The organism is Pantoea sp. T14 (assembly GCF_036663535.1).
GTDB classification, from domain to species: domain Bacteria; phylum Pseudomonadota; class Gammaproteobacteria; order Enterobacterales; family Enterobacteriaceae; genus Pantoea; species Pantoea phytostimulans.
Genome location: NZ_JAWUEB010000022.1, coordinates 196,397 through 208,567, shown reverse-complemented (window position 1 = coordinate 208,567; position 12,171 = coordinate 196,397). Strand labels below are relative to the sequence as shown.

The following is a 12,171-nucleotide window of genomic DNA, read 5'->3' as shown; positions in this document are numbered from 1 at the left end:
GCGGTTAGCTTGTTAGGGCAGTAACTTCACTCGCTACAGTGGTTATACTCGTTTTTATACTCCCTACAGTGGTTATCCAGGCAAACATTGCTCATCATGACTACCGCATGAGCAGGTTTACTCGCTACAGTGGATAGTTAGCGAGCCCAGATGCCGCTATTTACTCGCTATAGTGGATAGCCTCTTTAGATTACTCGCTACAGTGGTTATACATAGCGATCTTCTCGCTACAGTGGTTATTGCAGAGAATCGGTCTGTATATCTTTGAGTTGCATAGCCATATGTTCCTTAGTCATCAGTACTGGCCGGATCATCCCCTTTGCTTACGCACTTCTCAGGCCTACACAGTAAGAGATAAGCTTTCAGTAATAAACTCATGCGATTCATTGCTCAAAAAGCCGATTAGCCGCTCAAAAACTCATGACAGAAGTGGTAAAACGGAAAGGAGTGAGTCGAGGTTCAATTAGTACGCATTCTCCTTGAGATCTGCATTTAGCGGGTCTTCTAATCGAATTTTAGGTGAGGAGCGGACTTAGTATTCAACTTGGAGTACCCTGTTAAGCAAGCTAGCCAGCTAACAATCAAATGTAAGATTATCTCTTTATAACAGGTGACATCGGTAATGGCTCTGATCCCAAAAAACTACACGCGGCTGGAAAATGGTTACCGCGAAAAAGCATTGAAAATCTATCCGTGGGTTTGTGGACGCTGCGCGCGCGAGTTTGTTTATTCAAACCTCCGCGAATTAACGGTACACCATATTGATCACGACCATACCAATAACCCGGAAGACGGCAGTAACTGGGAGTTATTGTGTCTGTATTGTCATGACCATGAACACTCGAAGTACACTGAAGCTGATCAGTACGGGACAAGCGTTGTGGCGGGGGAGGACGCGCAAAATGATGTTGATGCAGCAACCTATAATCCCTTTGCCGATTTAAAGTCGATGCTGAACAAGAAGAAATAAGGTTTGATATGTCCGCTGTTGGCACCAAACTGCCTCGGACGGCTATGAGCGAAGAAGAAACATTGGGAAAGCAGTGAGCCAACGCGATGCGCATCTTTTGAGTCCCCAATCTAAACCGTCAACGGAAGCTCATAATGAGCCATCCGTTCTTTTATCGGCTGGATATCTGACCTAATCAATTATCTCTTTGAACGCTCTAATACAGGTGTTTCAGTTGGTTATTCTGAACGCCTGTTTTAACAAGATACTGCCTGTACTGTCAGCATAATCTGTTCAAGGATTAGATACCTCCATCAGTAAAAAATGCCGGTCTTTATTGACGGATTCTCCGTTTCGCAACATCACTACAGACGCTAATGGTGTTAGATAATTTAGCGTTGCATGTAGCCGACGTTCGTTGTTGTGCTGCCGCCAGTCATAAATGATGTCAGACACGTGTTGTTGCGTCAGGCTGGCCGCTTTCGGGTACAGCAGCGAAAGCCGCTCAGTGGCAAGTCACTTGCGACGTGTGCGTTTATGGCTTGGCCGCTGAGATGATAAACGACATGCTTCGGATTTGCGTAATGGTTCTCACGCCGCCGAAGTTGCCAAAGGCATCGCTAACCGAGACGCCTGCGTGCTAGCGCCAATTCAGTTATGCTTGCAGATAAATAAGCACCAGCGTCCGGGTGCTGTGACTTATAGCGACATGTTAACAGGGCCAAATCTGTCAGCCTGCAGACATGACGCTGCAACAGAACCGTCGCATTACACATTACACGCCTCTCGCTTTTGATCTGTCGTCAGTACTCTTGCCCTAAAGCCACTTGAGGCATCTGCTTATCCAGTAGGGTTCTGGCAAGCAGCCACTTCAGGCGGGCATTCTCTTCTTCACGAGCCTTTAGGCGTTTAATTTCGACACTTCCATCCCGCCAGGTTTATTGCGCAAGGTGTAGAAGATGGATCTGAGGTGGTATGTTTACAGCAAAGCCCGCAGGCAGAAACCCGGTTTCGGCTTCATGAAGATCTGTTCCCCCGGACAACGCTTTTCTAGGGGATGCCCTCACGTGAATGATGATGACATGGCCAGCATCGCGGTGTGCTAACCAACGGAGAGCAGGACAAGCCTTATGCGTGTTCTGATCCTCTCATTAAGCAACATGCATTTTATTCAACAAGACCAGCATAAGTGGCAGATTTTACGCTGAGGGAGACGTCCATCACACCCCAACAGTTAGCCGCTCTACACCCTATGGACTCCAGCTTTAAATCATTTCGATCAGGGTTTCTGCCACAATGCCTTTGCTTACCGCACCCCTAGTCATGAAAAAGACTCATGTTTAATGAAATTAAATCACTTTTACTCACTCAATGAGTCAGGCATAAAATATGCTCTGTAATTAACTATAGATAATATAAAGGCTACTGAATGAGAAAACCACAAATGAAATTTAGGACATGCTGAAAAGCAATGAAAAAATCAGGTTTTTTTATCTCAGAGTTTAGGATGCCAGATTACAATGAATAAACAATTTACTTTTACTATTAAAAGCATTCGTTTCGACGAGAATTATAACCCCTCCGAAAGTACGCGCATCACTACTAATTTTGCTAATTTGGCTAGAGGTGAGAAACGCCAAGAGAACTTGCGTAACGCCTTAGTGATGATTGACAATCGGTTCAACGCATTGGCGCATTGGGATAACCCCAAAGGCGATCGTTATTCTGTCGAGCTTGAAATTATATCCGCTGAGTTGAATGTGGATGCTGACGGCAACGGTGATGCCTTCCCAGTTATTGAAATACTGAAAACGAATATTGTTGATAAAAAAACCAACGAACGCATTGATGGTATTTTAGGGAATAATTTCTCCTCTTACGTACGTGATTATGACTTCAGCGTACTACTCCCAGAGCACAATAATAATCAATCCAAATTTAGCACGCCGGAGAGTTTTGGCGTTTTGCATGGTAATATCTTTAAAAGATTCATTGGTTCAAAGGCTTACAAAGATAACTTCAATAAAACACCTGTTATATGCCTAAGCGTTTCAAGCAAAAATACCTATCATCGAACAGGTAATGAGCATCCTGTATTGGGCGTCGAATATCAGCAGAATGAATCTTCTTTAACTGACCAATATTTTACGAAAATGGGGTTGCAGGCTCGCTATTTTATGCCGCCAAATAGTGTTGCGCCTTTGGCATTTTATTTTGTTGGTGATTTACTCAGTGATTACACGAATCTTGAGCTTATCAGTACCATCAGCACGATGGAGACTTTTCAAAAGATTTATCGACCTGAGATTTACAATGCTAATTCTGCAGCAGGAAAATACTACCAACCAAACCTGAATCATCAGGATTATTCTATAACGCAGATTGTTTATGATCGAGAAGAACGTAGCCAATTAGCTGTTGAGCAGGGAAAGTTTACTGAGAAGCACTTCATCAAACCTTACCAAACTATTCTTGAGCAATGGTCTGCTAATTCCGTTCTTTGATTAATCAAATACAAGGTCATCTATTATGAAAAAGTTACTTCCCACTTCGACTGCTGGCAGTTTACCTAAACCTTCCTGGCTTGCTCAACCTGAGACACTTTGGTCTCCCTGGAAATTACAAGATCAGGAATTAATTGATGGCAAACAAGATGCCCTGCGTTTGTGCCTGGAAGATCAACAACAGGCAGGTATTGATATTGTTAGTGATGGCGAGCAGACGCGACAGCATTTCGTCACTACGTTTATTGAGCATCTCGACGGCGTTGATTTTGAAAAACGTGAGATCGTTAAAATTCGTAATCGCTACGATGCGAGTGTACCGACCGTCGTGGGTGCCGTGTCTCGCCAAAAGCCCGTTTTTGTTGAAGATGCCAAGTATTTACGTCAGCAAACCAAGCAACCCATTAAATGGGCCCTACCAGGTCCCATGACTATGATAGATACGCTCTACGATAGTCACTATAAAAGCCGCGAAAAACTTGCCTGGGAATTCGCCAAAATTCTTAATCAAGAAGCCAAAGAGTTAGAGGCTGCTGGTGTCGATATTATCCAATTTGATGAACCCGCATTTAACGTTTTTTTTGATGAGGTAAACGATTGGGGTATTGCCGCTTTAGAAAGAGCTATTGAAGGGCTTAATTGCGAAACTGCCGTGCATATTTGCTACGGTTATGGCATTAAAGCCAATACAGATTGGAAAAAGACGCTGGGAACAGAGTGGCGACAATATGAAGAGATTTTTCCTAAACTGCAAAAATCGAATATCGATATAATATCACTGGAATGTCAAAACTCTCATGTACCAATGGAACTCATTGAACTCATTCGAGGTAAAAAAGTCATGGTTGGGGCCATAGATGTGGCAACCAATACCATTGAAACACCAGAGGAAGTTGCCAATACTTTGCGAAAAGCACTACAGTTTGTTGACGCCGATAAGCTCTACCCTTGCACCAACTGTGGCATGACGCCTTTATCTCGTCGAGTAGCAAGAGGCAAGCTAAATGCTTTAAGTGCTGGCGCAGACATCGTCCGAAGAGAGCTCTTGGCTAAATAACTTCGCCAAATTTTATATCCCTACTCAGTCCGGGTTGAGCAATGAGATCAAACATCAACTATCCCAAAACATCATTCGGACTGAGCGATGATGCTCATCGCAGCAATCATTGATAAGAACAACAACGATTGAGTAAAGACGCTAATCAGACTTTTACCGTGTCTCGGCCATGGTTTTCTACTGATTGGCCTCTATTGCATGTCATTATTCATCGCTGTCATTAACTACTTGTGTTCTACCAGAAGTAAAAATAACGAGAAATTTTTCATTATGGAATAACGGGTTATTTAAGCTCATGTTTTATATGACTGCATGTCTTTTTTTAGGTGTGTCCTCTTTAAATTTTTCGCGAATGTATTTTACCTAAGACGTTTATAAAGGTAATGGCGCAGCCTTGGATGAAAATGAAGCTACTACGCCATTTTTGAGCGAGCTCAACCTTTTAATTTTCTCAACAAAGGCGGCATGCCGCTGAATTGCTGAATTGTGGCCATCAGCCTGACCGTCATAGTTATATGTCTATGAATGATAGTAGTATTATCAATATGTTAGTGTTATCCCCAATCGTTGCCTATTACCTGAAATCACTGTGTTCTGACAGAGTAAAGGGTAACGCACTTTTCTGTTCCAATTGTAAATCTATTTATCACCTTTCTCTCTATAATCTTAGTTGACTTCCTAAAATAAAGTCTGCTTCCTGTAATGTTACATCTAGTCCCGCTGAAGGGGTAAATGTCAGCTCCCCAAATATTACCTTGCTATTTAGAAGGTAGAAGTCAGCTCGGACAAACTTAAAGTCAGAAGCTAATTTTGCAGCATACTCTTTCATTTTATTAAAACCATCAGGCATTTTTGGGAAACGTTTTTTATTTATTAATTCAATGGTATCCTCGAAAGGTAAAGGGTTCCAGTTCATATCAAAATAGTAAAACTTAGGTATTCCCTTTTCTCGCCCTATGCATACCATTACCGCGTATGGTTTTCCATTAAAACAGTAAAATTTGTAATCATCAGGAAAGCCACCGCTTTCATTTTCAATATACTTCTCGCACAGAATTTTCCTTTCTATTTTTTTATACTGAGGCTCAATAAAAAGGTTGGAAAAGTCCTGTCTTAACCATTTATTTAGTTGTCTGTTAGTCTTTTCAATGTCTATTGATGATTTATTATCACATATTATATTATAACCGGCTCCATGGTTGCATTTTAGCGCAAACTTTTCAGGTAATGTAGTATAATCAATGCTTTGTGGGTTATCGTATACGCCGTATAAGTCATTAAGGATTTCATCACACCCTTTAGATGAAACATACTCCCTTACTTTATATTTATCAGCGCACATGGTGTAAATATCACCATTCAGTTCGTTGAATTTAAGCCACTGTATTTTTTCGTTAAAGTTGGTGGGGTTTGTTAAGTTAAGTTTTTTCTTAAACTTAATATAGTAATGAGCTTTAGCACAAAACTTTGGAGAGATATTAGCATAGATGTTTAAAGCTGATTTTACTGTGTGTTTTATCATTTTCATTTAAATTATCTCGTTTTGAAAATGTTAAGATGCATTTTGATGATTGTTTTATTTCTGAAAAAATAATTAAGTAAAGTGCAAGAGAGTATCTCTACAGTTAAAAAACAATATGCAGCACCATTAATCCCGAATGAACTAATCATTACCCAGGATAATGGTATCGTTAATATACAGCATAAGATCATTTTTTTAGCCAGGTAACTATACCCAGACTCTTTTATCATATATCTATAACAAATTGTCCCTAATGAAGAGAACATTGTGCCAATGATTATTATGGGGATAATGTTAACCGAATCCATGTAATTATCGCCATAGAGTAAATGTATAAAATAACCTCCAAAAAGATAGAATCCACCTAAAGCAATAAGTGATAATAGAATCACGATTCTGTTTATTTTAATGAGTAATTTCTCAACGGTTATTTCATTCTTCTCACTATAAATCTTTGAGAAAAAACTGGTTACTAATGACAATACAATAAACGACCAAGCACCTCCTATTGTTAACGCTACGCTATAAATTCCCAGATAAGAGTAAGACATTATCTTAGTTAAAAAAATGCTGGATATCTGAGTGTATATATCTGCTGATAAGCTTGATAAGATTAAAGCACCACCAGCGTATAACATGTGACGATTATATATGCCAGCCACCTTACTGTTTTCTTTTACTTTTGTTGTGTATTTAAAATAAATGAAGCGCATAATGTAAGGTATGAGAGGGATAATGATAATAGGTATTGTAAAGTAGTGAACCGGCATTTTAAAATGAGCAATATAATATCTAATTAATAGGGCGAGAGATAACCCAATTACATTCGTAATTGTATTTATTTTGGATTTTAATTGAGTGTTGTTGTAAATGGAAAAAAAGTCCATCACAATATAGTATGTGGCAATACAGTTGGCCAAGCCAAATAAAAATACAATTAAATCAGTAAAGAAATAGAGATAAATTAAAACTGAGCCTGATGATACGAGAAAGAAAATACGCCGTAGATTTTGAGTGTGTATCGCCATTGCGATTCCAGACTTTGTATTTTCACTCATGCGTTTAAATATAATATTCTGACCACCAAACCATGATAGCGTTTGCACAAAAATAAAAATAGATGTCGAAATATTTATTTTGCCAAAGTTTTCTGGCCCAATGTACTTTGCCATAAGCGAATTAATATATATCAAGCCGATTATATTAACTGACTTTTCTAGCATAATCCATATCGCGTTAGAGTACATTTTATTTCTCACGTAAACATAGTTTTTTGATGTCTGTAAATTTAATCTATGATTTTTTGGATAAAGTGGTCCTTTGTTATGAATAATTTCTTTATTTATTGCTAGGGTTTTCTTCTTATCTAAATAACCATTCGCGTCATTTTGTTGAGTTGTTAGTGTGAATGCTTATATAAAAATAGGAAAGTTTTTTTGAATGAATCAGATTAGTGGCAGTATTTTATAAATAATGATTCCACTTATTTTTAGTGTTTTATGGGCAGGTAATGCGATAAATGGAATGGCGATCACAGGTTTTGAGTTGGGTGTCACCAGCATGAAGTCACATGCATTTATCATAAAAAAGCGAATGAGCAAGCGCATCATCAACGCCCTGTTAAATTTATGCACGGGGGCTGCTTATTTTTAGTATTAATACCAGTGTCATCTAAAGTATTCGTCAGGAGCAATGCCAATACACGGAGGAATAATTCGTACGACGATGGCCCTGTTGGCCTGTAATAAACACGACTGTCACGTCGCCTCTCGCCTTTGCTGTTATGCCTCATCCCACTATTTGATTAAACAGGGTACATCGGAGCATTACAGTAAGCGGGTGTTAATTCAAATGTTCAGACCAGTAATTTCGATGACCCTTCAGCATTGAAGAACAGGAAACTGAAATATTGCCATTCTCGTCTTTGATAATGAATGGAAGTAAAGCAATAGTCTGAATGATCGGCTTAGGTATAGGGATGATTTCGAGTTTTATGGCCTAGCCAAGGCGGGGACGAGGCGAGCTGACTCCGATAATTTCTGCGTTTACCGCGGAGCGGCAAACATTACCGTCCTGTTGCCTTAGCGCTGGCCTTCTAATCCTGGGTACGTGCTTTTCTGGATAGGGTTTTTTATTCCTGCTTAAAGAGGATGATCTGCACCCATAGATTAACTCAGCATGCTGTTAGCCAGGACCGCTTCTAGCATAAAGCAGGAAATAAGGAATGTTGTCTGACCGCTATGAGCGAAAAGCAGACCTGAGGCTCACGGTATGTTGAGCGATGCAAGTCATTCTGTTCATGTGTTAGAAGCTTAGCTCTAATTCAATGCTGGTCGCTCCGACAAGTTCGGGAATGCCAGGAGACGGGTAATGCTTCAACAGTTATCACTGTCAGCAGGGGTTTTGTATGCTCATCGTATAGTCTGGACTTAAGCAGTTGCGTCATACTGTGAAGGCACGTCATAAAGCGTATCCGTAAAATTTCCTTTTCTTCCTTGCGGAGCCAGTCAGACAAAGGCATTAACAGAAACGCCATGAGATCTTCAGGGTCGTAGCTGGTATAGACTTCCCCAGATAACCAGCCTGTGTTTCATCGGTTCCGGATAGAAATTGAAAAAATAAATTCCTGCCTGCGAAATTTCCAGCCGCCAGGCTGATACTGCCGCGAATCATTCAAGAGGGGTAATCTTCATGCTCAAAACGCTAGAAGCACGGGCATCCTTTAGACTGGGAAACCCGTGCTTACGCAACGGGTGTATTTCTCCGAATTCACTTTTTCTTATAAACATCTGCAGTAGCATGCATCTTGTTTTTGGTATTGCCGGATGTCAGGACGTAAATATCTCCGCCTTTCTTATCGGCAAGTTCAGAAAGCTCAGTCTTTGCATCGGCTGCACTGGTCTCACCTGATGTTGAAATGCTGCCAACCTTTTCATATTGCCCCTGCACCTTTTCAAAATCATTTTTCGGCATCATTTCTGCCGCAAATGAGCTAAATGAAAAAACGCACGCGGCTATAGCGTAAATGAATATTTTCATCTGAGAACTCTCCCGTCTGGTTTAGTATGAAGTTAATATTAATTACAAGGATAAATATATAGTCAGCTTCAGACTTTTGCCTTAGGCATTAAATTTATTTTTGCTTTTTGTGATGAGTGATTTCTTAAGAGCATATGAGGTACTGCTTAAAAGTAGATTCGTCGCAAATAGCCTCAATAAAAGAAGAACGTCTTTGGGGGATTAGCCAGTATTGAATGAGGTTATATATTTTAGAGTGCTAAAGGTTATAGTTTTTTAGAACTTTCAGAAGAAATAAATTTAAAATAAAGACAGGTTGAGTTAAATTTTTCGGCGCATGACTGTTGCTTTCTTAATTTCCACTGTAGGTTATTGTTTTAATGGCGTGATATTTATTAGGGTTGCGGCATGATAGGTATCTTAACATTCGTAATGAATTTAACTGGCAATGCATTATCAATCATATCCCGGGGGGGAAGATGATTATTCCACAGAAGCTCGATTGAAAGTTGAGCGCTATTAGAATTTTTAACGCTCTCTGGTTGTTTTCGAAAGTGGCAGAAACCAGTCAGTATTCAGGTTTATGAGCTTCTTCCGGTGACAGCCGTTGTTGCGGGGACAATGACCGGAAAACGCTCACAGCGCACTTATCTGTTTATCGAAGCCGTATTGCCAGACGTCACAACGAATTAGCCGGTCATTAAAGTAGTCAGAAAAGCGTACGGTGGTGAAGTTTCTAACAGTCAGTCTCAGATAAGCAGGGATGACTTAAAATGTGCAATAGATGTCATGGTTGCTGATGTCGTAGATTTTCCGGGAAAATAAATACGGAGAGGGCAGTCTGGCTTATGCTGAATCCTATCTGGAGATTCACATGGCCTTTTCTGAAGAGAGTTGCCTGTTAGCTAAAAATCCACTCTGAAAATAGTGGTTAATATTTATCGCGTAACAGCGCGTTATTGATATTTGAAATGAGCCTTGCTGCGACCTGTTACGCTTTCGTCAAAACAGAGTAGCCTGCCTCGCATCGTCCGGTAGTTTAACCATAAGGGCTGCTGGACAATATCTATTATCTTCTAACAGGCATTAAGTATGAGGATGCAGCGAGCCGATATGCCGCGCTGAGATGACCGCCTGCCCGGAATATTTCGTCGCAGTTATGTCTATGATCTTATTCCGTCAAAAAAACAGAGCTGATTTGGATAACACATCGACTGACTGCGTTCAGAGTTAAGATTTTTTTACGAATAAGCCCGTTTGGATAGGTCGTATCAGCCCGGTAAGAAGTTCCTGCGCTTTTATAGATGGGCTAATACACGTCGTTTTAGGAGCCAGAAGCAGGGATTTCGCTGTTCACAACCTCAGGCCCGACATCAGGTCGGTAAAATCAGCTTGGATCCATTCGTCTCGGGCTTGGTAGCGATTTTTTCTAACCGGAAAAGCATTTCCCTTTCTTCATAGTCATCTTATGTGATTGAAAAAATTGTCAGCTGAGCTTGCACCTATTACTGGGGAGAGAGGCAAGAGCATTTTCACAATAGACTCAATGAATAAGGACAGATCGCTGTGGGGCGACGGGCTTCAGTCCGCCCATTCCAGCGCCGCCAGCTCGTGAGGCTAAACCCTACTTTCCGACAGGCGGGCAGCAGACGTTATGGCTTCACGTAGCCACCGGAGCAGTTGCGCGCGTTCGTGAGCGGTATGCCTCCAATCTGACCTTCGCCTTGAACTCCGCGCTGTGCAGTTTCCGCTTCTTCGCTTCCGTCATATCCTGCCGTCCTGCGTTGAGGACAATGAGCGTAAACTGCTGTCTCACATCGTTGCTCCACTATACTGACCATTGCAGTAGTCACTTACATACGAGGCTGCGCACGGTTAATTACCGGGTGCTAACCTTACCCATGACCATCAGGAGAGCAAAATGCAAAAGAGTAAAACCTTGAAAGCCCTGCTAGCCGTAACGGTAGTGGCAGCTATGTTCAGCTCTGTCGGCGTGCAAGCCCAGACCCCGACGAGCGCCGCGCAGAATGGTGCCGCTGGCCAGACCGGATCGCGCACCATGCTCAGCTCCGACGACGTAAAAGCGTTGAAGGACATGGCGCAGGCTAATATTAATGAAATCGCCGCCGCCAAAATCGCGCTGAGCAAGGCCCAAAGCAGTGAAGTCAAAGCATTCGCTAAGCAGATGGTCGACGACCACGGCGCTGCCTTGACCAAAGTACAGACGGTTGCCCAGCAAAAGGGTGTAGCACTGCCGACTGAGCCAGACGCCAAGCACAAGGCTATGGCCACCGAGCTGGAAAAGCAGAGCGGCGGCGCATTTGACAAAATGTATATGGAAAACGCCGGCACTAAGGACCACAAGATGGTGCTATCGACGCTGCAGAGTGACTCCAGGAAGATCAAGGATCCGGATGTGAAGGCCCTGGCGGACGCGCACACGCCAGTTGTTGAGCAGCACCTAAAGTCCGCCCAACAGATGTCGATGTAAGCAAAGTCAGTAAATAGGTCGTTCGATGGGCACAAAGTGCTGCGACGTGGAGTACCCTTTGTTCAAAGTGATGCCGAAAGTCACAGCGGTAATGTTACTGTTGACAGTGCTGAATAACGGGGACGATTTTTACAGTAAATGTGCCGATCGATGCTCGCCCATGTGCATTACAAGCTGACACTTACTCTACGTGTGGGCGGCTACAATTGCCCGGAAACAGCTGTTCGATAAGGCTGCATAGTGCAAACATTGACAACGTCCGCTTCGGGCACAAAGCAGCCGGACGCGGACGCACCTTCCATTGTGAGCGAGGATCGGACTCGCAAGCCTTAATGTGAGATGCCGAAATAGGCGGATTAAATCCCTCAGTGACCGCGAACGGTCAATCCTACAAGTCGGATAACAATCGGACGTACAACGAGTATGCAAACAAAGGCCGCTGGCATAGCAACCTGATAAGCATTCATCACATTTGTCATGTAATGCGGCCCCCTTCCAAATTCCGCCAGAGTGATGACCAAACTCATCAGAAACGCCATGATGGTTGCCATATAAAGAGCAAATATGTAGGGCGAAGCGTGCTTGGGTAAGCGGAATTTTGCTGTTTTTTTAGCGATTGAATGAGTCATC

8 protein-coding genes and 1 pseudogene are annotated in these 12,171 nt (G+C 42.1%); 4 read left to right on the top strand and 5 right to left on the bottom strand.

Going from position 1 to position 12,171, the window contains the following annotated elements:
- Nucleotides 1-622 precede the first annotated feature (622 nt).
- On the top strand, nucleotides 623-970 hold the full coding sequence (gene yajD / locus SC127_RS10485) for an HNH nuclease YajD (protein ID WP_243079597.1): 348 nt from the start codon (nucleotides 623-625) through the stop codon (nucleotides 968-970).
- Between the two features lie 498 nt (nucleotides 971-1,468).
- Here yajD and SC127_RS10480 read toward each other — a convergent pair.
- A pseudogene (locus tag SC127_RS10480) lies at nucleotides 1,469-1,954 on the bottom strand (IS3 family transposase); the annotation flags it as partial.
- A 515-nt stretch (nucleotides 1,955-2,469) separates the two neighbouring features.
- Between SC127_RS10480 and SC127_RS10475 the strand changes: the two are divergent.
- Both SC127_RS10475 and SC127_RS10470 read left to right on the top strand, forming a co-directional pair.
- A complete protein-coding gene (locus tag SC127_RS10475) occupies nucleotides 2,470-3,453 on the top strand; it encodes a DUF1852 domain-containing protein (RefSeq protein WP_332626233.1) in 984 nt (327 codons plus the stop codon).
- A 25-nt stretch (nucleotides 3,454-3,478) separates the two neighbouring features.
- Nucleotides 3,479-4,510: a methionine synthase gene (locus tag SC127_RS10470; protein ID WP_332626231.1), complete on the top strand. Its 1,032-nt coding sequence runs from the start codon at nucleotides 3,479-3,481 to the stop codon at nucleotides 4,508-4,510.
- A 658-nt stretch (nucleotides 4,511-5,168) separates the two neighbouring features.
- On the opposite strand, the gene SC127_RS10465 is transcribed toward SC127_RS10470, so the two are convergent.
- From SC127_RS10465 to yahO, 3 genes are all read right to left on the bottom strand, one after another.
- Complete coding sequence (locus SC127_RS10465; protein ID WP_332626230.1) at nucleotides 5,169-6,038, bottom strand: ATP-grasp fold amidoligase family protein; 870 nt, start codon at nucleotides 6,036-6,038, stop codon at nucleotides 5,169-5,171.
- Between the two features lie 5 nt (nucleotides 6,039-6,043).
- Complete coding sequence (locus SC127_RS10460) at nucleotides 6,044-7,279, bottom strand: oligosaccharide flippase family protein (RefSeq protein ID WP_332626227.1); 1,236 nt, start codon at nucleotides 7,277-7,279, stop codon at nucleotides 6,044-6,046.
- Nucleotides 7,280-8,801: 1,522 nt separating this feature from the next.
- The gene (gene yahO / locus SC127_RS10455; RefSeq protein ID WP_215844954.1) at nucleotides 8,802-9,071 is read right to left on the bottom strand and encodes a DUF1471 family periplasmic protein YahO; all 270 of its coding nucleotides are present in this window, start codon (nucleotides 9,069-9,071) and stop codon (nucleotides 8,802-8,804) included.
- Between the two features lie 1,900 nt (nucleotides 9,072-10,971).
- Between yahO and SC127_RS10450 the strand changes: the two genes are divergently transcribed.
- Nucleotides 10,972-11,541, top strand: coding sequence for a DUF4142 domain-containing protein (locus SC127_RS10450; RefSeq protein ID WP_215844955.1), 570 nt, complete (start codon nucleotides 10,972-10,974; stop codon nucleotides 11,539-11,541).
- Nucleotides 11,542-11,906: 365 nt separating this feature from the next.
- Here SC127_RS10450 and SC127_RS10445 read toward each other — a convergent pair whose 3' ends face one another.
- A complete protein-coding gene (locus tag SC127_RS10445) occupies nucleotides 11,907-12,170 on the bottom strand; it encodes a DUF2798 domain-containing protein (protein ID WP_215844956.1) in 264 nt (87 codons plus the stop codon).
- Nucleotide 12,171: the final 1 nt, after the last annotated feature.